The following is a 24,333-nucleotide window of genomic DNA, read 5'->3' as shown; positions in this document are numbered from 1 at the left end:
GTCCAGACTTTCATAATTTCTAAAGAATTAGTTTCTTCAGCTAAAGTTCTGATGATTGTTATTAATAACCTGAAGGCATAACAATATTACCGATTTTATCTCAGGGCAGTTGCCCCTTAATTATTCAGTAATAACGTTAAGGTCTGGCAGGTTAAATATGAAAAATAACCCCTCACTTACTGCGCACTATACACTCGCAGAATGGCCACAGGAATCTCGTGAGAATTATTTTCGTCAGGGATTATGGAATGAAGAGACATTCGCCCAATGTATTCATGATATTGCAAATGCGCATCGCGATGAAATAGCAATCTGCTTCAATGACGAAAGCCGGACCTACGGCCAACTTTGTGATCGTGGTATTCAGCTTGCGGCGCGTTTCAGAGAAATGAATATCGATAAAGGTGATGTAGTCATCCTTCACTTACCGAATTCAATAAATTATGTCGAGGCGCTTTTTGCCTTCTTTATCGCCGGAATTGTGCCGGTATTCGTGCTGCCTGCGCACAGGGAAAATGAGATTCTGGCTTTTACCCGGGCGGCCAATGCTAAGGCCTATTTTTATCAGGAAACATTCGATGGAGAATCGCTGAAAGAGGTTGCCCAAAGTCTGGCACGGGCGTTACCTGATATTCAGCAGATAAGCATTGCGGAAGGCGCTTCCCTGTACAAAATATTATCTGCTGAGCGCGCACCGCAGCGCCCACTTCCCGATCATCATCCTGACGATCTTGCGTGTTTTCAACTTTCTGGCGGTACCACCGGCATACCAAAATTGATTCCGCGTCGTCATCGGGATTATCTCTGTAATATCCGCGCTGCCATCAAGGCTTGTGGTTTTGGACCTCAAACTGTGTATTTGACAGTGTTGCCGATGGGCCACAATTTTCCGCTGGCCTGTCCCGGTTTCATTGGCACGTTGCTGGCAGGCGGAAGAGTGGTCATTAGCGATAAAAACTATCCCGATCACTGCTTTGATCTGATTGATCAACACCGCGTCACGGTAACCGCGTTAGTACCACCACTGGCTATGGTCTGGCTGGATGCGGCTGAAGTCTATCAGCCCAACTTGTGCTCACTGGAGATGCTGCAGGTGGGGGGCGCGAAAATGAGTTATGAAGCTGCAAAACGTGTTCGCCCAGTGCTTGGATGCAGTTTGCAGCAGGTGTTCGGTATGGCAGAAGGCCTGATCTGTTTTACTCAGCCTGGCGATGTCTCCCTGCGGGCATTAACCACTCAGGGAAAACCCATGACATCCGCAGATGAGATTCGGGTTGTCGATGAGCATGGCGAAGCGGTAGCCGCGGGTGAAATGGGCTTCTTGCTTACGCGCGGCCCTTACACTATCCGTGGATATTATGCTCCTGACGAAATTAATGCCGCATCGTTTACCGACCAGGGTTTTTATCGCAGTGGTGATTTAGTCCGACTTACTCTGGATGGCGATATTATTTCTGAAGGCCGCGATAAAGATCAAATTAACCGTGGTGGTGAAAAAATTGATTGCGGTGAACTTGAGGATATTTTATTGCGCCATCCCGCCGTTAAAGACGCGGCGGTGGTCGGCATTCATGATGATTATTTAGGCGAGCAGTGTTGTGCCTTCATTCTATATGATTCTCCTGCGCCCTCAGCCACAGAACTGCGCCAATTTCTCACTCAACAAGGCGTGGCGAGCTTTAAAATTCCAGATCGATTTATTTTCACTACGGCGTTTAATTTAACCGGTGTCGGTAAAGTCAGCAAAAAACAACTTCGTGCGAAATTAAAGCAAGCCTTTCTCTTTAATCCGGAGGAGAAATAAATGCCGCGTCTCAAAGAACTTTTATTGAATCATGTGGCTAATTTAACCGGATTGCCTGTGGAGGCATTAGAGGCTAATCACTCTCTTCTGCTGCAAGGCGTCGATTCGATCGGCCTGATGAGAACGGTAAACCTGCTGCGCAAACAGGGTGTCCATTGCAGTTTCGATACGTTAAAACAGCACCCTACTCTCACTGCCTGGCTTGCTCTGCTTCCCGATAAAGCAACGGCAAGCACAGTTGCACTCGCTGAAATTCCCACACAGGATCTTGCGCAGCCAATCGCATTAACTCCGGTACAGCAAGCCTATTGGATGGGCAGACAGGAAGATCAACCGCTGGGTGGCAATAGCTGTCAGGTGTATATCGAACTACAAGGCGCTGATATTTGTCCGAAGCGCCTGCGCCGGGCCTGTCAGCGTTTAGTCGAACGGCATCTCATGCTTCAGGTGCAGTTTTCCGCACAAGGAGAGCAGCATGTGCCAGTGTGCGACCGTATTTTTTCGGTTGAAGAGGCTGACTTACGCGCCATGTCCGCCAATCAGGTTGACGTGAGGCTACAGCAATATCGTCAGCAGTTTTCCCACTATCGCGCGGATGTTGAACAGGGATGGCCGCTGCGGGTTGCTCTTTCACGCCTGCCAGGGAATGTGGCCCGGCTTCACCTGAATATAGACCTGCTTGTCGCGGATGTTCTGAGCATAAATGTTCTGCTGCGAGATATGACTAAGCTCTACAATCAGCCAGATAACGCTCTACCTCCCTTAAAGGCTAACTTTTTCCAGTATCAATACCTGCAAGGGATTGAGAGCAAGCAACGTTACCGTGAGGCAAAAGCCTATTGGCAGCAGCGGCTGAGTTCACTGCCCGGTGCGCCTGCACTTCCGTTGGCTCAGCAACCCGAAATGGTGACCAAACCGCGTTTCACCCGACGCGACTATCTGATCAAGCACCACCAATTGGCGATTTTGCAAGACAAAACCAAACAGCATGGCATCACCCTTGCCGTAGTTTTTTTGACCTTGTATTGCGAAATACTGGCGCGCTGGAGTGAGAACAAACATTTCCTGCTCAACGTGCCGTTATTCAACCGCAACGATCTTGTGCCAGACGTAGGCGATATGGTCGCCGACTTCACCACGCTGCTGCTGCTGGAAGTTGACTTCCGCCAACCGGCATCCTTCGTGCAGCGCCTGCAACAGTTGCAGTCACAACTGCACCGTGACATTGCCCAGGCCGATTACTCAGGTGTAGAGGTGTTGCGTGATTTAGCACGTCTGGAAGGGACTGCTCCCCGCACCGCGCCTGTGGTATTTGCTCTTAACCTCGGCGAGCCTTTTCTTCCGGAAGTCGCGGAACAAACGCTGGGCACACTGCACTGGATGATTTCTCAAACGCCTCAGGTTTGGATTGATCATCAAAGCTACCCAACGCGTGAAGGTCTACTACTTAACTGGGATAGCGTGGACAGCTTGTTTCCTGCTGAGATGGTAAGTTCGATGTTCAGCTGTTGGTTAGCGCGCCTGCATACGCTGATCGAACAGGAGTGGCGTGATGTGCCCGATATATCCCTGCCTCCCTTTACTCAGGCCATACGCAGCCGGGTCAACGCCACGGCACTCAGTATTGAGCCCGCAAGACTGCATGACGGTTTCTTTCAACAGGCAAAATATCAGCCACACGCACCCGCCGTTATTACTGCCGATCGTACCACCAGCTATCAAGAATTAGCGCAACGCGCACTGCAGATTGGTTTTGAACTGCGTCAGCGCGGCGTGAAACCCGAGGATATTGTTGCCATCAATCTCCCCAAAGGCATTGAGCAAATTGCCACCGTGCTGGGTGTGCTCGCCACCGGCGCATGCTGGCTGCCTCTGGCCGTTGATCATCCTCTCGCCCGACGCATAACGATATGCCAGCGCGCAGAGGTTGTCTGTGTCATCACTCACCGGGCTGAACCGTGGCCGGAATCGGTGCTGGTTTATCAAACCAGTGAGTTAATCAGTCACCCTCATTCCCATGCTCTGAAAACACCCGCCAGCGGCAATGACGAAACCCTGGCCTATGTTATCTATACCTCGGGCTCCACGGGAGAACCAAAAGGCGTAGCAATCACGCATCGCGCAGCATGGAACACCATAGCAACGCTCAATCGCCGCTTTGGCATCACTCATGAGGATCGCGTGCTGGCAATCTCCGGGCTGGAGTTTGATTTATCGGTCTACGACATCTTCGGCTTACTTTCCGAGGGAGGCGCCCTCGTCATGCCTGATGAAGATAAGCGTCGCGATCCGGATAGCTGGCGGTCTTTGGCGCAGCAGCACGCAGTCACATTGTGGAATTCCGTCCCGGCGCTGCTGGAGATGCTGTTATTAACCACGTCAAACCAGCCCTTCCTGCCGACACTTCGACAGGCATGGGTTTCCGGTGATCGGGTAGCGCCGGATTTGGCAAAGCGTTTGCGTCAGCGAATACCCCATCCAGTGCGGGTTATTGCGATGGGCGGCGCCACCGAAGCAGCTATCTGGTCGAATGCCTTTGAAATAATGCCCGAGACTGACAGCACAACCCGCGTTCCTTACGGTTATCCGCTGGCCAACCAAAAGTTTCGCGTCATGGACACCCATCACAGTGACTGCCCAGACGGTGTACCGGGTGAGTTGTGGATTGGCGGTGTGGGGCTTGCGCGGGGTTACATCGGTGATGCGGCTCAGACCGACCGCCGTTTTGTTGAATATCAGGGGGAGCGCTGGTATCGCACCGGTGATCGCGGCTGCTATTCCGAGGATGGCTTGCTGCATTTTCTCGGGCGGCAGGATCATCAGGTTAAAGTGGATGGCAATCGTATCGAGCTGACTGAAATCGAGTCAGCGCTGCAGCAACTGCCGAGTGTAATCGATGCGTTCTGTCTGGTGGTAAATCAGCGTCTCGAAGCGGTTCTCACGTCCGACAATCAACTCGACACTGCGGTATTACTGGCTACGCTCGCGGCAAAGCTACCCGCTTATATGCTGCCTTCACGCATCCACACTGTCAGCAACTTACCCCTGACCGCCAATGGCAAAGTTAACCGCGCTGCGCTCGAAAAGATGATTGCTGAGCTGGCAGCGCAAGCCACGCCCCTGACCCACGATGAAAGTCCCCTGCATGCACAACTGCGCCTGATGTGGCAGGAAATACTTGAAGTGAATGTCTGCGATATCCGTCTGACATTTTTCCAGGCGGGAGGCAACAGTCTGCAAGCGATGCGACTGGTCAACCGCATCAATCAAACGTATGGCGTACAGCTCTCGCTGCGTCAATTTCTCAGCAACGCTACGTTGGCGGCGTTGGCCACCTTTATCACCTCAACTTGTTCTGCCAATACCACCACCGAAGAGGGAGCATTATGAATTCATCCACATTGATTAGTGAGCTAAAAGCGGCGGGTATTGTCCTATGGTGCGAAGGTGACACGTTACGCTATCGCGCACCCGCAGGTGCCATGACGCCTGAACGCGTCTCTTTACTGAAGCTGCACAAGCCCGAACTTATCGCGGCGTTAACCAAACCTGAGTGGCATGACGACCCGACCCAGCGGTTTTCGCCTTATCCGCTGACTGGGCTGCAATCTGCCTATTTACTGGGACGCAGTGAAGCTTTTACTTTGGGAGGGGTTGATTGCCATGGCTACCTCGAGTTTCGTTTTGCAGAACTGGATGTTGCCCGCCTGACCACGGCCTGGCAGTCACTTATCGCCTGCCACGATATGTTGCGCACTATCGTTCATGCTAGCGGCTCGCAGCAGACGCTCGCTGAGGTGCCAGAGGCCACGATAAACGTTGAAGACATTGGCAAACGAACGAAATCAGAGCAGCAGCAATGCCTGCAACAGCGTCGGGAAGCACTAAGCCATTATCAAGGCCAACCCGATTGCTGGCCTCTGATTAGCCTGGAAGTGACGCAAATGAGTGATTGCGCCGTGCTCCACATCTCATTCAATTTGCTGGTGTGTGACTTCCAGAGCGCGCGTCAGTTGCTGAAGCAGTTAAGCGCGGCCTATCAGGGCCAAACGGTGACAGCCCCCGCAATTACGTTCCGCGACTACGTGATCAATAGTCAGCGCCAGAGTGAAAGTGCTGATTATTTGCAGGCGCGTGATTACTGGCTGGCAAGAGTGGACACATTACCAGCCGCACCGGCGCTGCCTATCTGCGCAGTGCCTTTAACACCAAAATTCTTCCGCGAAGGCTTTGTGCTAGCGCCCGCTCAATTTTCCCAATTAGCGCAGGCCGCCGCCGCGCACGGGGTGGGATTAAGTGCGCTGTTTGCCACCCTGTATGCGGCGACACTCCAGCGCTGGGTAGCCGGTAGCCATTTTGGCCTGAGCCTCACCATGATGCAGCGCCAGCCATTGCATCCGGCGGTAGATCAGTTGATCGGTGATTTCAGCGCAGTAGAATTGCTCGACATCAAACTGGCGGCTCAGCGCTCCCTGCTTGGCCAGGTTCAGGTCATTCAGGAACAATTATGGCGCGATCTCGACCATAGCGCGTTCACCGGTATCGATGTTTTGCGCGAGTTGGGCCGCCGGCGAGGCCGAGAAGCAGCGCTGTATCCGGTTGCATTTACCAGCGCAATAAGTAGCGGCACGGACTGCTGTACGCATCTGCTGCAAGGCGCGCAACAAACCTACAGCATCACGCAAACGCCTCAGGTGGCCCTCGATTGCCAAATCAGCCCAGGCGAAAACGGCCTGAATATTAACTGGGATATTCGTGAAGGCATGCTCTCTGCTGCAACGGCGAAAGAGATGTTTGCCGCATTCCGCGCAACCATTGAATCGCTGTGTGAAAACGCGGGTGCCTGGCATATCCCGGTTAACGTGCCCTTACCGGCAGCACAGCTACAACGCCGTCTGGCAATGAACGACACCACAATGGCTTTGCCGCAGGGAGTGTTGCATGCCCCCGTCTGGCAGCAGGCGCTGCGTACTCCCGACCTGCTGGCGGTGAAGGATGCGCATCAAACGTTGAGTTACCAGCAATTAACCGCTGCCGCCGATGCACTCGCGGCGCGCCTGCTACAACAAGGCCTTACACCCGCAAGCCGGGTGGTGATCGCCATCGAAAAAAGCATCTCTCAGGTTGTTGCCGTTCTCGCCGCAATGCGGGCGGGCGCCGCCTGGATTCCTTTAGATCTCTCACTCCCGGTAAAACGCCAACAGTGGCTGCTTTCACTTGCGCGCCCGGATGCCATTCTGGCCGACAGCGGCCAGCTTCCTTTTGCGGAAACAGACAGTGATTTGCCTCCGCTCATTCTCGTCGATGAGCAGCACGACACAGTACTGCCGTTACGCTGGCCGAAAGTCAGTCCTGATGCCCTTGCCTATGTTATCTACACCTCGGGTTCTACCGGTGAACCGAAAGGGGTGATGATAAGCCACCAGGCAGCACGTAATACGGTTGAAGCCATTAACCGCATGCTCAATCCGCATGAGGGTGATCGCGTGCTTGGATTGGCTAACCTCAGTTTTGACCTCGCGGTTTACGATATTTTTGGCATTCTTGCTACCGGTGCAGCATTGGTGCTACCAGAACCCCGTCATCGCAGCGATCCGTGGCAGTTAGCTCGTCTGATGCAAGCGGATCACATCACTCTGTGGAACTCGGTGCCTGCACAGCTCGCCATGCTGGTGGATTATTTGCACAGTGAATCGGATGCACAGTGTCCTTCACTGCGCGCGGCGTTGTTATCGGGAGACTGGATCCCGGTTAATTTACCTGAACGTGCCCGCCAGCCCTTACCGAATGCGCAACTGTACAGTCTGGGCGGCGCCACCGAGGCCGCTATCTGGTCGGTTTGCTATCCCATCGACCATGTTCAGCCTGACTGGACCAGTATTCCTTATGGCCGCCCGCTGCCCAACCAACACTTGTATGTGCTGGATAGCGAACTGAATGAGTGTCCCGAAGACGTCGCCGGTGATCTGTTTATCGCCGGTGCCGGGCTGGCGATCGGATACGATCGTGATGATGAAAAAACAGCCCAGCGCTTTATCACGCACCCGCAAAGTGGCGAACGCCTGTACCGTACCGGTGATCTGGCGGCTTACAGAGCGGATGGCAACCTGCAATTTCTTGGCCGTGAAGACGATCAGCTTAAAGTGCGCGGCCACCGTATTGAACTGGCCGAAATCGAAAGCACGCTGATTCGTCACCAGGATATTGCAGCGGCCAGCGTGTTGGTCACCGATCGCGGCCAAAGCACCCAGCGACTGCTGGCCTTTGTCACTGCGGCAGAGCAAGCGGTTTCTCAGGCAGGCTCGGATGTAGCCAAAATACTCCCTCAGCATGCAAAGACACTCGCAGGAGAAATGAACCGCGCCACCGTATTAGAGCTGGCGCAGGGCATTGAAGAGGTGTCGTTATACGCTATGGCGCAGGCGCTTTTAAGCCTGCCACAGTTTAGCAATCCGCAGATTCCGGTTGCCCTTAGCAATCTAATTGCCAGCGGCGCGGTCGCAAAACGCCATGAGTGTCTGATTGGCCGCTGGCTGCGTGCACTGACCGAGCACGGCTTTTTACAGCAGAAAACGGAAACGCATTTCAGCGCACAGCGACACATCACGCTTCAGGATGTAGAGCAGCGTTGGAGCAGGCTCTACCAGTTGGAAAAGGAGGTGAATTGGGGAGCCGCCATCCTGCGTTATATGCATGACAGCCATCTCGCCCTGCCGGCGCTCATGCGCAATGAAGCGGATCCGCTGGATCTGTTGTTCCCTCAAGGGCAGACGCACGTGGCAGAAGCGGCTTATCGTGACAATTTAGTCAGCCGAACCGTGAACAGTCTGGTCTGCGCCACAGTGCGTCAGATTGCCCGGGAAAAGAACGGGGATACACTGCGCTTGCTGGAGGTAGGTGCGGGCGTGGGAGGAACCAGCCTTGATCTGATACCAGCGCTGGATGATTTCCCGGTGGATTATCTGTTTAGTGACCTGTCGAATTATTTCCTCAATGAAGCAGAGAAACGCTTTAGCCAATGGCCGTGGGTGCGTTATGGCCTGTATGACATCAATCAGCCCGCTTTGCCGCAGGGAATTGAGGCATCTTCACGTGACGTGATTCTGTGCGCCAACGTTTTGCATAATTCACGTCATGCCGCTGATGTCATCGGCAAGCTAAAAGAGATTCTGGCACCCGGTGGCTGGCTGGTGTTTATCGAAGCGACCAGCAACAGCTATCAGATTATGTCCTCGATGGAATTTAAAGAAGGGTTAACCGGCTTTGAAGACTGTCGCCGTGAGCAAGGTACGACCTTTATGGGCATCGATGAATGGCAGAATTATCTGCAGCAGGCGGGCGCAACGGAAATAGTCATTGCCCCTAATGATGAGCTTGGGTTACAGGATTTAGGGCAACACGTGTTTGCGGCACGCTTCAAAACCCAGCAGGCCAGCGTTAAACAACAAGCATTGCAGGACCATCTCGCGCAATGGCTACCTGGCTGGATGCTGCCCGATGCTATCCACCAGCTTGAGCAACTGCCACTGACCTCTAACGGCAAGATTGATCGTCGCGCGCTCGCCGCGCTGGTGCCGTCAAAACCTGCGGAAGGGATGCGAGTGGCTGAAGCACCAATCACCGCACTGGAAAAAGACATCGCCAAAATTTGGCAGTCGGTACTTAAAGTTGAAAGCGTTGGCCGCTACGACAACTTCTTTTCGCTGGGTGGTGATTCTCTGTTGGTGGCTCAGGTGGTCAGCCGACTTCGCGCCACCTTACCGCAGGCCGCAGGATGGCGCTGGGATACGCTGCTTCGTGCCATGATGAACGAACAGCATCTGGCGGCTCTCGCGCTTCGCTTCGGCGAACAAAGCGTCTCGAACTATCGTCTGCTGGAGCTGCAACCTGGTGCAGAAAGCGAATCAACGCTGTTATTGATCCATGATGGCAGCGGTACCCTTGCACCCTATCGTGAGCTGCTTGAAAACATCGGACCGCAACAGCGCGTGCTGGGCATGGCACTGAACAGCCCAGAACCGTTCCTCGCCCATCCTGCAGAAAATGGCATTGCCTGGCTGGCAGATCAGGCGGTAGAGATCATCTCGAACCACGAAGATACCGCGCCATTACACATTGTCGGCTACTGCCTGGGCGGCATGCTGGCGCAGGAGATTGCCACCAGACTCACTTATATGGGACGCAATGTAGCGCAACTTAGTATTATCAGCAGCTATCCGGTGCCGTTCCGCATCGAAGATGATCTTCTGGCTGAGTATATTTTTGCACGCGTGATGCAAGCCAACCCACAAGCGCTTGGCTATCCACAGGATGAAAAAGCGTTCCAGCAGCTGCTAAACGACATCCTTCATGAGACGCCGGGCGTTATCCCACAAGGCTCTCTCGCCCGGTTCTCTTCGGGAAAACAGGACCTCTGTGCAACAGCAATCACAACCTTAGCAGCAATGAGTTCTGAAGCGCGCCTGGAGCGTATTCGCGACCATACCGCCTTTGCCGACAGTGAGTTGAACACTCCCACACGCATTGCTGAACAATATCGCCTGATTCGGCATAGCTTGCTGGCGGTTAATGGGCACGCGTTACGGGCATATCCCGATCCCCTTACCTTCCTGCGTCAGCACGGTGAGATGCAGGTTTTACCGGCAATGAACAGTGAGATGACCGCTTACTGGCAGCAACATAGTCCGCATCCTTTACGGATACATGATCTTCCTGGCGATCATTTTAGCTGCATGAGCGCCCAGCACTGCCAGCATGTTTTACGCGCGTTGGGTCTGAATGAGGGCAGCCAATGAACAGCCAACCTTTGGTGGGCATTCTGGGTGCTCGCGGTGCTGTTGGAGAACAGGTGATTGCACTACTGGCGGACGTGGTGCCCCTACGCGCGGGCAGCCGCGGTTTTCCTGTGCGCAAACATCCCGGTGTTGATTATCGGGAAGTCGATCTGTTTGATGAGGACGCATTACACGACTTTTGCCATGGCTGTCAGCTGATCATCAATTGCGCGGCACCCGGTTGCCAGATTGGTGATCGGGTTGCGCGCATGGCGGCGGAGTCGGATTGTGATTACGTCGATCCCGGCGGCGACGATAACCTTTATTCTTTACTTAAGGGCAAGGTGAATCCCGAGCGGCATTTCATTTTATCGGCGGGGATGTTGCCTGGGTTATCCGGCTTGCTGCTGCGCAGTGCCATCAGAGCGTTTGACCATTTGCAGGAAGCCAAAGGCTATGCGCTGAGCTGTGAGCCCTTTTCATTCGGCGGCGCTGCTGACTTTCTCGCCAGCCTGGACAATGGATATGGCGTTGCTGGCGCCGCCTTACGCCAGGGTGAACTGCAACTGTGCCCGGGCGGTGAACCCATCCAGCTGCCGCTGGCGCAAACAAGCGCAGCAGCCTTCCCGTTTATGACTAATGAATGGCAACGCATCGGTGCATCACAACCTGCACTTGATTTGACGTGGTACAACCTTTTTTCTTCGGAGGCGCTGACCCAGTGGCTGACACAACGTTCTCAACGTGAAGAGCAGGCAGCAGAAGCTTTGGTGGCCTTAAGCATTCAAGCGTTTGCAGGCAAGCGATTACAGCATGTGATGGCAGTCGAAGCTTATGGGGAAAAACAGGGACATCTTCAGCGTCGGGCTTGCGTAGTTGAATGTGCATCGGGCGCGCAATTAACGGCTGCGGTGACCGCATTTGCCACATTAAAGGTGATTCAGCGCGCGGTGCCCACAGGCCTGCATTTTGCGGCGGATGTACTGCCGCCTGCTGAGACGCTGCAATATCTGCAACGCCAGATTGCTAATTTCTGCTGGCTGGAGCTACCGTCGCTGCTAGAGAACGTTGAGGGGGCGATTTAATGCGCAACGCTTTACTCTCCCGGCTCGATAGCTGCCCGCATCCACACCACGAAGTGCTGTGTTTTCCGCATGCGGGAGGTAGCGCCAGCTATTTTCAGCGCTGGGCGCAGCAACTGCCCGCGGGCGTGGCGCTGCGGGCGCTGCAACTACCGTTACGCGAAGAGCGGCTGGACGACGACCCGATCAGTGATATGCGTATGCTGATTTCTCAGCTCATGGAAGAACTTGCAAACTTGCCGCCTCGACCACGAATTCTGTTTGGCCATAGCATGGGCGCCACCGTGGCCTGGGAACTGGCCTTAGCGATGCAGCACTCGGGCAACCCGGTGTGTAAGTTGTTTGTTTCGGGACAAACGCCGCCTGACAGGCAGCGCCAGACCCAGTTTCATCTCGCATCCAACCAGGCATTGATCACTGAAGTATCGCGCTTTTCTGCAACATCAGCTTCAGTATTTGAGTTTCCTGCGCTGCGCGAATTAGTGCTGGGGCAGTTGCGCCATGATTACGCGCTGATCGAATGCTGGCAGCCTACATCCTCCATGACGCTCACCTCTCCCATTACCGTGTTACACGGCACCGAAGACAGTGAAGTTAACGAGCCTGAAGCCAGACGTTGGGCAAATTTCACCTTGAATGACTTCAAATTACTCAGTTGGCCGGGTGACCACTTTTATCTGACAACGCACTGGCAGGCCGTTTTGCGATGCCTGATGCAGGAACTCACCCCACTTCCCCTCGATATGCCATAAGGAGCACCTGTGATTGCCGCTAAAGATTGCCAAAACTTGCAGGAAATACGTGCCGGTATCGATGCCATCGATCGCCATCTGATATCCCTGTTGCAGCAGCGCCTGACGTATGTGCTGGCTGCATCACAATTCAAACCTGATGTTGAGAGCATTCCGGCCCCTGAACGCGTGGATAGCATGCTGATGGACCGACTAGAATGGGCCAAAGATGAGGGAATAGATCCACCGTTTGTTATTGGATTGTTCCATTACATTATTCCCTGGTATATCGATACCCAAATTGCCTGGTGGCGGAAAAACCACGCCTGATTACCTGCTGAACTTCCCGGATAAGCCGGGAAGTTCCCTTTTTGCTTTCCATCGAAAGAAAGAGTTCCGCAAGCGAAAGTGTTGCTGATTGTTTGCTCAGTGCCTCACTGACACACTTTTAGCTGACAAATAAGTCGACACATTTTCGGAGAACACCTTGGAAAACAATAATAAAAATTGGGCGCGCTGGACAACGCCTTTAACCTGCCTCGCATTGCTGGTACACGCCGGTTGTGTACAGGCGGAAGAGACGCTTACCGTTACAGCCGGTGGGGATACCGTCGCAGATAAAGGCTACGTTTCGCAAACCAGCACCACGGCAAGCCGCACCAACTCATCCGTGCTGGCAACACCTCAGTCAGTTTCCGTCATTACGCGGGGTGAAATGGATGATCGCAACGTCCAGAGCACTACGCAGGCGTTGCAGTACACGCCCGGCGTTTTTGCCTCTACCTCTGCCATCTCATCGCGTTTCGATTATTTCAATATTCGCGGGTTTGACTCCACGCTGAATGGTACGCTGCTGGATGGATTACGCTCCACTACCCAACAGTCCTACGTACGCTATGAACCTTACGGGTTAGAACAGCTTGATGTGCTGCGAGGACCGAACGGTTTTCTTTATGGAGCGGGCTCACCTGGCGGCATTGTAAATGGCATCAGTAAGCATCCCACGCTCAACGCCCAGCATGAAGTCGGTATTCAAACGGGCAGCCACGGTCGTATGCAGGGGCAGTTTGATACGTCAGGACCGGTCAATGAGGATAAGACGCTGCTCTATCGGATCGTCGGTGTTGCGCGTGACAGTAATACGCAGTTCGACAACGTACCCGATGACACCCTCTATCTGGCACCATCACTGACGTGGCTTCCTGATGCGGATACCCGATTAACAGTACTGGCCTCAGTGAACCGTAATAAATTCGGTCCGCCGCGTGCATTCCTGCCGCTCTATGGCACGCTGCGCACGAATCCCAATGGTCAGGTTGATCGCAACAGTTATCTCGATGGCACCAACCTCGATAACCATATGACCCAGACCAATCTGGGTTACGAACTCGACCACAACTTTGGCGATCGCTGGAGCTTCCACTCTGCGAGTCGCTATACCGAAACTGACCTGATGACACAAACGCTCTCCGGCACGGCGCTGGCGGCAGATATGCGGACCCTCAATCGCGCTGCCTATGAGTTTGGTATCAAGGGAAAGATCTTCGCTACTGATAACAACCTCAAAAAAGAGTGGGATGCCGGGCCGGTTCACGGCTCCAGCGTTGCTGGGTTGTCTTTTCGTCACACCGGAGAGGACTACTATCTCAACTACGGACGTGCCAGAAGCATTGATATTTATCAGCCCACCGGCAGTGGTCGCTTTCCCGCTACCACGGCGTTCACCAGCACACAGCAGAATGCCAATGAAACCGGTGTGTATCTCTCCAACAGCCTGGCGTTGTATCAGCATCTGAATTTAGATCTTTCCGCGCGTCAGGACTGGGCGTCGGTCAATACCAAAAATCGCCTCAATAACACTTACACCTCGCAGGATGACCATCGCACCACCTGGCGGGCCGGCCTGAGCTGGATAACCGACAGCGGTGTGGCGCCTTATGTGAGTTATGCCACCTCTTTTGCCCCAGTGCTGGGGACAAATATTTACGGTGAAACCTATAAACCCACCACCGGTAAGCAGTGGGAAGTGGGGGTGAAATATCAGCCTGAACAGATAGATGCGCTCTTTACCTTGGCTTGGTTTGATTTGCAGCAAAATAACGTTCAGACCAGCGATCCCAATAACTCACTGAACAAAGTCCAGACCGGCCAGATCACGTCAAAAGGAATCGAGGCCTCTGCGACAGCCAACCTGACGGAGCAGTGGAAGCTTATCGCTAGCTACAGCTGGAATGATCTCGAAACCACAAAATCCAACGTGGCAGGTGCCCAGGGCAACACGCCCGTCGCCATGCCGGAAAACATGGCTTCATTGTGGAGCAACTATACCGTGGCAAGCGGTCCACTGGCCTCGTTGGGCTTAGGTGCAGGAGTGCGCTATGTCGGTTCTACCTGGGCCGATACGAACAACACCATCAAGGTACCGGACTACACGCTGGTGGATGCCGCCATTCGTTACGATCTTGGCCAGTTAAATAGCCAGCTGCAGGGACTGAATGTGGCGCTCAACGCGAACAATCTGTTCAACAAACATTACTGGGTGAGTTGTTCAACCACCAGCTGTAGCACCGGCTATGACCGCTCACTGAGCGCCACCCTTTCCTATCGCTGGTAAGCATGAAGGATTTTATGAAGAGAATAAGCTGGTTTTCAATGCTGATTATGATGTGCTTTGCATGGAGCACTTCATCCGCCTGGGCCTCAATAACCGTTACCGACATGTTGCAGCGTCAGGTCACTTTGCCGGGCCCCGCGAAACGCATTGTGTTGGGCGAAAGCCGCCACATTATAACGCTGGCGCTGCTGGAGAAAGATCCTATCAGCAACCTTGTTGGCTGGGGCGACGATTTGCAACGCTACTCACCGGCTACCTGGGATGCGATTGCAAAGCAATATCCAGCGGCACGTAATATTCCCGTTTTGGGTACCATGAACAGTGGCACCTTCTCAATGGAAGCGACCATTGCGGCTAAACCCGATCTGGTTATTTTTACCCTCTACGGTCCGATTCCGCCGGATCTCAAGGCACTGGATGCTGCGCACATTCCTTATGTGTTCGTGGATTTTTTCCGAGAACCACTGACCAATACCGTGCCGAGCCTGAAATTACTGGGTGATGTTCTGGATGAGAAGGCAAGAGCAGATCATATTATTGCCTTCTGGCAGCAACATATGGATGAGGTTCAAAAACGACTGGATTCAGTCAGCACGCGTCCTTCCGTGTTCTTCCATCTCAATCCCGGTAAAGGCGACTGCTGTTTCACCTCCGGCCCCGGCAATATGAGTGATTTTATTGCGGCGGCGGGAGGCCACAATATTGGTGCTGATAAGATCAGTGCACCGATTGGCAAGCTCAATCCGGAATATGTCCTTTCACGCAATCCTGATTTTTACCTGATGGGCGGCGGTTCAGCCGTTAGCCGAGACGGACTACAGATAGGCACGGGAGCGAGTGCTCAACAGGTTGCTCAGAGCAGCACGCATTTGCTGAAAGCGGCGGAAATAGCCAACTTGTCGGCAGTGAAAGCAGGACACACGGGGGGCGTCTGGCTGTTCTTCTTCGATAGCCCTCTCTACTTCGTCGGCATTGAAGCGATGGCAAAAATGTTCCATCCAACACTGTTTGCTGATGTTGATCCCGACGCAACCTTGCATACGGTAACCAGCGAGTGGCTATCAGTGCCGCTACAGGGAACATTCTGGACGGCGTTGCCGGTCAAATAAGGTAAGTGGCAGCGGTAATTACGCCGCTGCCCTAAGGACCGTTATGATTAAATCACCTTCTGCAGGACTCATTGCCCAACTCACGCCTTCACTCGTAGTAAACCTACTCTATGGGATGTTAATCACCGCTAGCTATCTGACACAGGCATGGCTGTTTACCCACATTATCCAGCATGCCCTCTTATCTGATACCGGCATGAATATCGCTCTGATCCTGACGTTAGTCGGCAATGTGCTGGTAAGGGCATTGCTGATTGCTCTTCGGTCTACACAAATCGAACAGCTGGCAGCCGACGTAAGAGCCCGATTTCGTGAGCAGCTCTTTCGTCCACTTCTGGCTCCCGGATATGCGGTACTGCAAAGTCACTCCGCAGCGCAACTGCAGGCAACGTTGTTAGAGGGCGTAGAAGCGATGGAAAGCTTTTATAGTCGTTATCTGCCCGCCCTGCTTTTGGCCATCATCGGAGGAATTATTACAGTCGTTACACTGGCGAGCATTGACCTGATATCCGGAGTCATTCTTCTGCTGTTTCTGGTAGCCTGCCCTGTTCTCGATGCGCTGTTTATGCGCCATCAGCGGCCGCATATTGTGGGCGTCTTTGCGGCCATGCAACAATTTGCCGATGACCTGATGGATACGCTGCGCGGTATGCTCACGTTAAAGGCGTTTAATGCCGTAGCTCTATTTCGCGCCCGAATGGCCGATCGCGCTGCACTCCTGCGTCATGAATCGATGTCAACCCTGCGTGTCACCATGATACGTGGCGGTCTGACACGTCTGATTTCTTTACTGGGCATCGCGGTTCTGCTGATTATTAATGCGGGGCGTGCAGTTGAAGGCATGATTGAAACGGACGTCTTACTGTTTACGCTATTTATTTCATGGGAAGCCTTCCGCCCCATTTTACAGTTGGAAAATGTCTTCCATACATTGTGGGCTGCGCAAGCAATGCGACCTGCGGTGGAAGCGTTAGCTGCAACGACTGCAAGCATTCATGAGCCGACTTCACCTCACACCCCATCCGCTCACCATAATATGCACTTTGAAGAGGTGACATTCCGTTGGCCAGGCCAACAGAAGCCACTCTTTGAAAATCTCTCTCTTCAGATCGCCGAAAACCGTCATACCGCATTTATTGGTCCTTCAGGTTCGGGCAAAAGTACCCTGATTCAGTTAATAACCCGTTTTGTCAGCCCCGAAAGCGGCGCGATATCTCTCGGTGATGTACCCATTGAACAGCTATCCATAGCAGAGCTGCGATCGCGTATCAGTTGGGTAACACAGGACATATTTCTTATTGAGGGTTCACTTGGTGAAAACGTGCGTTTAGGTAGGCCGGAATCATCTGATGCGGAAGTCTGGCAGGTATTGCAACAGGCACAACTGGATGACTGGGTTCGAGGGCTTACACATCAGCTGGATACGAATATTGGCGACAATGGTGGGTTGCTGTCAGGCGGCCAACGCCAGAGGCTGGCAATTGCACGCGCATTGTTAAAAAAATCACCCATTCTGATCCTCGATGAAGTGACTTCGAATCTGGACGTAGCCAATGAATCAGCGTTTGAGAAAGTTATTGCTTCACTACGTGGGACATGCACGCTTATTAGCATTGCCCACCGCCTGACTACGGTAGCTCAGGCTGATCATATTGTGGTGATGCATGAAGGCAAGATTCTTGAGCAGGGCACACCTGCCCAGCTAAGCCGACTCGATGGATATTACGCTTCGATTAAGACATCCGTGGAGAGTGCAACGTGAATACAAAACATCCTTCTCTATGGCAATCGCTTATGTCGCCTATGGCAGAGCATAAATGCCACCTGTTTATGACGTTACTTGTCGGTTTGTTGACACAATGCGGTGCCTTTACCTGCATAGTAATGGCTGGCTGGATCTGTATGAGCGTATTAAGTGGGGCAACGCCAAATACAGTCATGTTTTATGGTGGACTCCTCATCGGGTGCGTAATAATCACTGCGGTCTCTCGATGGGCATTGGCATGGTTATCACACGATTTGGCTTTCGCCCTGATTGAAACCCTGCAAATGGACATTTTTGATGGACTGGCACGCGGGACCCCCGCTCATACCGGAACACAATCACTCGGTGAGGTTGCCGCAACAGCAACAAGTGATGCGGAATTTATGGAGCGTTTTTATGCACACCTGCTGATTGATTACCTGACTGCTTTTGTTATGCCTTGCATCGCGCTGCTTATGCTGGCACTACTTTCCCCCCTACTGTGCCTGATATTTTTACCCTGTGCCCTGATGATCATGGCAGCTCCATTACTCTCCTCCGGGAGTTTAAAAATACAAGGCAGTACGGCACTTAACATGAAACAGGTGCTCAATAATAAGATCATTGAGTTAGTTCAGGGCTGGAAAGATATTCAGATGTTCGGAGCGGAACATCGTTATGCCGGAAAGCTTGAGAATGCCAATAAACAGCTCATTAGGGCACAACGTGATTATGGCAGGCGCGTTGGAACGGGGCAGGCACTGCTGGATGCATTGATGTCCATAACACTCATAACTCTATTAGCCAGCAGCCTCTTTATGGTTGAGCGATCAACACTTCCCATTGAGAGGTTGCCTTTAATTATCAGCATTGTGGCAGCAGCACTTTTACCGGTGCTGGAAGTTTTACATCTTGGTGGGCAATGGGAATCTCTCAAAGTCAGCGCAGAAAGAATATTCAATCTGCAGCGTCTACCTGACAGCGTGGAGGATTCCTCTTCGACTCTGCAACCGCAGGGGTTTGGCATCCATTTTGATCGCGTCAGCTTCTGCTATCCGCAGAGTTCGATAAAAGTTCTGGAAGAGTTGAGTTTAACCATTGAACCGGGTGAGCGAGTTGCTATTGCAGGTACATCAGGAAGCGGTAAAACTACCTTAGCACATCTGCTTCTGCGATTTTATGACCCACAATCTGGCTCGTTCTTTTTAGGCGAACACAAATATTCTGATGTGAGTCTCTCTACCCTTCGCCATCACATTGCCTGGGTATCCCAGGAAAGTTGGTTATTTAACGATACCATTGAGAACAACATACGACTTGGTAATCCCAGTGCAACCATGGCCCAGGTGGAATGTGCCGCTAGACTCGCACAGGCCTCCGAATTTATTAACCAACTGCCACTCGGATATCAAACCATCTGCAGAAATGGCGGCTCGCTTTTTTCTGGCGGACAACGTCAACGCATTACCTTGGCGCGTGCGTTGATCAGTCCGGCGACGGTAATTGTAATGGATGAAACGTCAGCAGGACTGGACAGTGAAAATGAAAAGCGAATTATTGCAGCATTAGATTCCCTGTCAGGAACTCGCACCATAATTATGATCGCACATCGATTATCAATGTTGAAAAATGCCGATCGTATCTTCCTACTGGAGCACGGGAAAATAACAGAAACAGGCGATCATCTTACGCTAATAAAGAGAAAAGGCAGTTATGCAAGACTCGTGGCCTCACTTTAAAAAATGGGGAAGTTTGTTAGTGGCCACCGATTGTCCTCAGCATTAGAGACAACCTTCAATTAATAATGTCGGTTTTTTACCTTCTATTTTTCCATTTCTCCAGCCTGCTGCAAACTCATCCGGCGTTTGATAATTCAGCGATGAATGAGGTCTGGACTGGTTATATAGCGGACATAACCAACATGCGCATGGGTCAATACCCAGCAGCAGGTTATTAGAATTGCCCAGCCTTAGACTGAAATGAAATCGTAACATTGATTACTGGTCTTCGAGCGTAAGAGCCTTTCTTATATTGGCGATAAAATTGTCGCGGATTACATCCTCCTTGCTTGCGTTCCAGGCGATGCCAACCTTCCAGCTTATTGACTCACCTGTTAACGGAATAATAACCAGTTCCGGTGGCGCAATATGCATAACGCTATAGGGCAGCAGAGCAACACCTGTACCTGCGATCACCAGCGCAACGATCGTTTGTATATCATCAGACAGCTCAGTGGATGATATGAAATGACCGTTGTCATGCAAAAAGCGGTCAATTTGCGCATTTAAACCCCTTCCTCGTTCAGCATGAAGTCGTAACAAAGGGGATTTTTTTAGCCAGTCAGCAGCCGTCAATGACGACGACGCGGCTGGCGCAATCAGAACCAGCCGGTCGGTAAACAAAGGCAGGTAATCAAGCGCTACTGGTGGTGGAACCCTGACAAATCCTACCTGAAGCTCATCTTTTTGCAGTAGCTCGTACTGCAGGAAGGATGGAAGATCCGTCAATGACATCTCAGTTCCAGGATAGTCTCTACGAAATTCAGCGATACAGCGTGGAGCCAGATAAAAGCTTGAGAGGCCGAATCCAACGGCTATATATCCTTCAACACCTGCAGATACTAGCGCTGCATGGTGCATAAACGACTGCGTTTGACTGACCACTTTTTCAGCTTCTGGTAGCAAACGTCTGCCTCCGGCGGTCAGCGTTGCGCCATGACGTCCACGTGAAAAAAGTGACACATTCACCAGGGACTCAAGAAGATTGATTTGCTTGGTCAATGCAGGTTGCGTAATAAAAAGTGCCCGTGACGCGTTGGCATAGTTTCCTTTTTCAGCCAGTACTAAAAAGGCCTGAAGTAACCGGATATTCAATTTTGTATTCCAGAAGGTTATCGAAAATGGAAATCATGTGATTATACAGTTATTGGAAATCGTTATGTAATTCAGTTTCGACAACAACTGGAGAAACATCATGCACGAGATTACTTCACTGAAGGCTGCTACCGTACAATTTCAGCATCAGGCAAATAACAAAAAATATAATCTGCTGATAATGGAAAAATTTATTGAACAGGCGGCTATTCAACAGGTCAAGATTCTCACTTTTCCGGAAATGTGTATTACCGGCTATTGGCATGTGCCTAAGCTCACCACAGCGGAGGTTTCTGCGCTTGCAGAGCCGATTGTAACGGGCCCTTCCCTGTTGTTAATTCGCTCTCTGGCGATAAAGCATCAAATGCTTATTGGCGCGGGACTAATTGAAAGAGCCGATGACGGGCACCTATATAATGCCTACGTTGCCTGTATGCCAGACGGTTCAATGCAGACGCATCGTAAACTGCATGCTTTTGAACATTCGGCAATCAGCAGCGGTGACAGATTTACCGTTTTTGATACTCCCTGGGGAGTAAAAGTAGGGATCCTAATTTGCTGGGACAATAATCTGGTAGAAAACGTGCGTGCTACGGCGTTGCTGGGTGCAGATATTCTTCTCGCGCCACATCAAACAGGTGGTACCGATTCCCGCAGTCCTTATGCGATGAAACCCATTCCGCTGGCGCTCTGGACCGAACGTGAAACGCGAAAGGAAGAAATTAATGCTGCTTTCATGGGGGTAAACGGTAGGGAATGGCTGATGCGATGGCTGCCTGCCCGTGCGCATGACAACGGATTATTTCTTCTCTTTAGCAACGGTGTAGGCGCCGATGATGATGAGGTCCGAACAGGCAACGCAATGATTCTGGATCCTTACGGTAGAGTCATCAATGAAACCTGGGCTGCTGAAGATTTTATGGTTAGTGCTGAACTGGATTTAAGCCTGCTTGCCATGAGTACCGGACGTCGCTGGATCCGCGGTCGTCGTCCTGATTTATATCAAATTCTGACACAACCACAGGGCTATGAACGTGATGCAATTAGCGCACGATTTTCGAATGAGATACCTTGAAGGGCAACCGTAATAAATTGCGGCTAGCTGCGGCGTGTCTTTCCCGTAACGCGTAAACTAAGCAGGATCTGCATCAGCCACAATTCTCAAGGGCTTCACGTTATAGAGTAAATCGTTGGCCCACAATAATGTTGCTCTTGAGAATATTTTTCCTGCATTGCGCCACAGAACTGAGTTTCATAAGAAATCCGCGATACCGCATGTGCGAACAGTTGATATTTGCGAATTACTCTTTACTTCAAAGCGGAGCACATAACCCCCTCAGATTGATTTCAACATCCCCTCTAGCCCTTCCCCACAGTCAAAGCGCTGCTTCAAGCGGTTGTAATGAAGTTAGAGATCCATCCTTTATGTGATGCCCTTCATAAGACTCAGCAGGGAGCGAGTTTCTCTATGTTGCCAGCGACATGCTTCATCTATAACCGACCTCCTTCCTCTAATTTACCTGCTAAATACATACATGCAGAGGCAGGTACAAATGGAAAAGTTGCTATATGGTGTCGCTTACTACCGGGAATATATGCCTGAAGAGCGGCTGGATGAAGACATTCGCCTGATGAAGGCTGCTGGCATCAATGTTGTTCGTATAGCGGAGAGCACCTGGAGCAGTTATGAACGACAGGACGGCGACTTTAACTTCTCTAGCGTATTGACCGTACTCGATCGCATGCATGCTAACCAGATTGCCGTGATTATTGGCACTCCGACATACGCAATCCCTGCATGGCTGGCGAAAAAACACCCCTCCGTCATGGCAACAACTCCGCAAGGAGTGAACAAATATGGTCACCGGCAGAAGATGGATATCACCAGCCCCATCTATCTGCGCTACGCCGAACGGATTATTCGCGCGCTGTTAAGCGCAACCGCAACCCACCCAGCGGTGATCGGCTATCAGATTGATAATGAGACAAAATACTATGACACCTGTGGCGAGGCGGTGCAGCGCGGGTTCGTTGCGCACCTGAAAAAACAGTTCGCGGGTGATCTTGAAAAGCTCAATGCTGAATACGGTCTCGATTACTGGAGCAACCGCATTGATGCGTGGGAAGATTTCCCGCCGCTGGAAAGCACCATCAACGCAAGTCTTGGCGCGGCTTTCCAGAGCTATCAGCGCGGGCTAGTCAGCAACTTCCTGGCATGGCAGGCAAAGCTGGTCAGTGAGTATCGACTACCTGACCAGTTCATTACACATAACTTCGATTTCGAATGGCGAACCTGGTCATTCGGCGTACGCGGCGAAGTCGACCATTTCACCGCATCGGCGGCGCTCGACATCACCGGCGTGGATATTTATCACCCCGGCCAGCATCAACTCACCGGAATGGAAATTGCTTTTTGCGGCGACATTGCGCGTACCACAAAAGATAGCAACTATCTGGTGCTGGAAACGCAGGCGCAGGCTTTTAAAAACTGGACGCCCTATCCCGGCCAACTTCGCCTTCAGGCTTTCAGCCACATTGCTTCCGGCGCAGCCATGGTGAGTTACTGGCACTGGCACTCTTTGCACAACGCTTATGAAACCTATTGGAAAGGACTGCTCAGCCACGATCTGGAGCCGAACCCTGTCTATGATGAGGCGAAAGAGATTGGCCAGGCCTTCGCACGCCTTTCACCACAGTTAGCTGGCCTGAAAAAAAACAATCGCGTGGCGCTGCTGGTGAGTCATGACTCGCTGACTGCCGTTGACTGGCATCCTTATAAGGGCCATCAGTTTGGCCGTCATAAGGAGCATCAGTATAACGACACGGTTCGCGCCTATTATGATGCGCTTTATCGCCTAAATATCGAGGTGGACATTCTCACCATCGATGATCCCCGACTGTCCCGCTACACGTTGCTGATAGCGCCACTGCTTTACGCGGTGTCAGAGGAATCTTTACAGCGCCTGAACCAATTTGCCGAAGCAGGCGGGCACATTCTGTACTCCTTTAAGTCTGGCTTCGCTAATCAGCATCTTAAAGTACGCCATACCCGGCAACCGGCCATCATCCGGGAGGCAATTGGAGCAAGTTATCAGCTTTTCGTTGAGCCACAGGATGTGACGCTTCAGTCTGATCGGCTGAGCTTATCAGCGGAGTCTGCAGCAGTGAGTGACTGGATGGAACTGTTGGAGGCTGATGCCGGTGCTGAAGTTTGGGCTCGTTATCAGCACCCTTACTGGAACAAATACGCGGCGATTGTTCATAACCGTTACGGGGCCGGGACGACCACCTATGTGGGCTGCAGCATCAGTTCTGATGCCGTGGAAGCGGTCCTGCTCAAACTGCAAAACAGCGTCAATCTGAACGTCGCAACCTCCGAACTGCGCTTCCCGCTGGCGGTTAAACGCGCGGTTAATCGTGCGGGCAACACCCTGCTTTTCTTTATGAATTATTCCAGTCAGCCGCAAAAAATCACCCTTCCGTCTACTCGCGGAGAGGAGTTACTGAGCAAGCAGCGCTACCTGCAGGGAGAAACGCTAAACCTGCCTGATTGGGGCGTTGCTGTATTTGAAGTGGAGAAATCGTGATGGCTCATCACTCAT

At 52.1% G+C, this 24,333-nt stretch carries 13 protein-coding genes; 12 read left to right on the top strand and 1 reads right to left on the bottom strand.

Annotated elements, in window-relative coordinates; genetic code table 11:
• Positions 1-157 precede the first annotated feature (157 nt).
• The 10 genes from AC790_RS21755 (at position 158) to AC790_RS21710 (ending at position 19,597) form a co-directional block, all read left to right on the top strand.
• Entirely contained in the window at positions 158-1,804 is a 1,647-nt protein-coding gene (locus tag AC790_RS21755) for a (2,3-dihydroxybenzoyl)adenylate synthase (RefSeq protein WP_049853167.1), read from the top strand.
• Positions 1,805-5,194: a non-ribosomal peptide synthetase gene (locus tag AC790_RS21750; protein WP_049853166.1), complete on the top strand. Its 3,390-nt coding sequence runs from the start codon at positions 1,805-1,807 to the stop codon at positions 5,192-5,194.
• On the top strand, positions 5,191-10,599 hold the full coding sequence (locus AC790_RS21745; RefSeq protein ID WP_049853165.1) for a non-ribosomal peptide synthetase: 5,409 nt from the start codon (positions 5,191-5,193) through the stop codon (positions 10,597-10,599). The genes AC790_RS21750 and AC790_RS21745 overlap by 4 nt, the downstream gene beginning before the upstream one ends.
• Entirely contained in the window at positions 10,596-11,663 is a 1,068-nt protein-coding gene (locus AC790_RS21740) for an NAD-dependent epimerase/dehydratase family protein (RefSeq protein ID WP_049853164.1), read from the top strand. Before AC790_RS21745 ends, AC790_RS21740 begins: the two co-directional genes overlap by 4 nt.
• Positions 11,663-12,412: a thioesterase II family protein gene (locus AC790_RS21735; RefSeq protein ID WP_049853163.1), complete on the top strand. Its 750-nt coding sequence runs from the start codon at positions 11,663-11,665 to the stop codon at positions 12,410-12,412. The genes AC790_RS21740 and AC790_RS21735 overlap by 1 nt, the downstream gene beginning before the upstream one ends.
• A gap of 9 nt (positions 12,413-12,421) precedes the next feature.
• Positions 12,422-12,721, top strand: a complete 300-nt coding sequence (locus tag AC790_RS21730; RefSeq protein ID WP_049853162.1) for an isochorismate lyase — start codon at positions 12,422-12,424, stop codon at positions 12,719-12,721.
• 157 nt (positions 12,722-12,878) lie between these two features.
• Positions 12,879-15,005 (top strand): TonB-dependent siderophore receptor, encoded by a 2,127-nt coding sequence (locus tag AC790_RS21725; protein WP_049853161.1) that lies wholly within the window; start codon positions 12,879-12,881, stop codon positions 15,003-15,005.
• Positions 15,006-15,007: 2 nt separating this feature from the next.
• Positions 15,008-16,114: an ABC transporter substrate-binding protein gene (locus AC790_RS21720; protein WP_082204303.1), complete on the top strand. Its 1,107-nt coding sequence runs from the start codon at positions 15,008-15,010 to the stop codon at positions 16,112-16,114.
• A 43-nt stretch (positions 16,115-16,157) separates the two neighbouring features.
• Positions 16,158-17,876: an ABC transporter ATP-binding protein/permease gene (locus AC790_RS21715; RefSeq protein ID WP_049853159.1), complete on the top strand. Its 1,719-nt coding sequence runs from the start codon at positions 16,158-16,160 to the stop codon at positions 17,874-17,876.
• Positions 17,873-19,597, top strand: a complete 1,725-nt coding sequence (locus AC790_RS21710; protein ID WP_152929151.1) for an ABC transporter ATP-binding protein — start codon at positions 17,873-17,875, stop codon at positions 19,595-19,597. The genes AC790_RS21715 and AC790_RS21710 overlap by 4 nt, the downstream gene beginning before the upstream one ends.
• 258 nt (positions 19,598-19,855) lie before the next feature.
• On the opposite strand, the gene AC790_RS21705 is transcribed toward AC790_RS21710, so the two are convergent.
• Positions 19,856-20,731, bottom strand: a complete 876-nt coding sequence (locus AC790_RS21705) for a LysR family transcriptional regulator (protein ID WP_049853157.1) — start codon at positions 20,729-20,731, stop codon at positions 19,856-19,858.
• 100 nt (positions 20,732-20,831) lie between these two features.
• On the opposite strand from AC790_RS21705, the gene AC790_RS21700 reads away from it, so the two are divergent.
• Positions 20,832-21,806, top strand: a complete 975-nt coding sequence (locus AC790_RS21700; RefSeq protein ID WP_049853156.1) for a nitrilase family protein — start codon at positions 20,832-20,834, stop codon at positions 21,804-21,806.
• 478 nt (positions 21,807-22,284) lie between these two features.
• The gene (locus tag AC790_RS21695; protein WP_049853155.1) at positions 22,285-24,318 is read left to right on the top strand and encodes a beta-galactosidase; all 2,034 of its coding nucleotides are present in this window, start codon (positions 22,285-22,287) and stop codon (positions 24,316-24,318) included.
• Positions 24,319-24,333 lie beyond the last annotated feature (15 nt).

Source organism: Pantoea sp. RIT-PI-b, assembly GCF_001187905.1.
GTDB classification, from domain to species: Bacteria; Pseudomonadota; Gammaproteobacteria; order Enterobacterales; family Enterobacteriaceae; genus Pantoea; species Pantoea nemavictus.
This window is presented reverse-complemented; position numbering and strand designations above follow the sequence as displayed.

Excerpts from the sequence above, each read along its gene's own strand:
- AC790_RS21755 (WP_049853167.1), top strand. The coding sequence starts at position 158 with ATGAAAAATAACCCCTCACTTACTGCGCACTATACACTCGCAGAATGG.
- AC790_RS21750 (WP_049853166.1), top strand. The coding sequence starts at position 1,805 with ATGCCGCGTCTCAAAGAACTTTTATTGAATCATGTGGCTAATTTAACC.
- AC790_RS21745 (WP_049853165.1), top strand. The coding sequence starts at position 5,191 with ATGAATTCATCCACATTGATTAGTGAGCTAAAAGCGGCGGGTATTGTC.
- AC790_RS21740 (WP_049853164.1), top strand. The coding sequence starts at position 10,596 with ATGAACAGCCAACCTTTGGTGGGCATTCTGGGTGCTCGCGGTGCTGTT.
- AC790_RS21735 (WP_049853163.1), top strand. The coding sequence starts at position 11,663 with ATGCGCAACGCTTTACTCTCCCGGCTCGATAGCTGCCCGCATCCACAC.
- AC790_RS21720 (WP_082204303.1), top strand. The coding sequence starts at position 15,008 with ATGAAGGATTTTATGAAGAGAATAAGCTGGTTTTCAATGCTGATTATG.
- AC790_RS21715 (WP_049853159.1), top strand. The coding sequence starts at position 16,158 with ATGATTAAATCACCTTCTGCAGGACTCATTGCCCAACTCACGCCTTCA.
- AC790_RS21700 (WP_049853156.1), top strand. The coding sequence starts at position 20,832 with ATGCACGAGATTACTTCACTGAAGGCTGCTACCGTACAATTTCAGCAT.
- AC790_RS21695 (WP_049853155.1), top strand. The coding sequence starts at position 22,285 with ATGGAAAAGTTGCTATATGGTGTCGCTTACTACCGGGAATATATGCCT.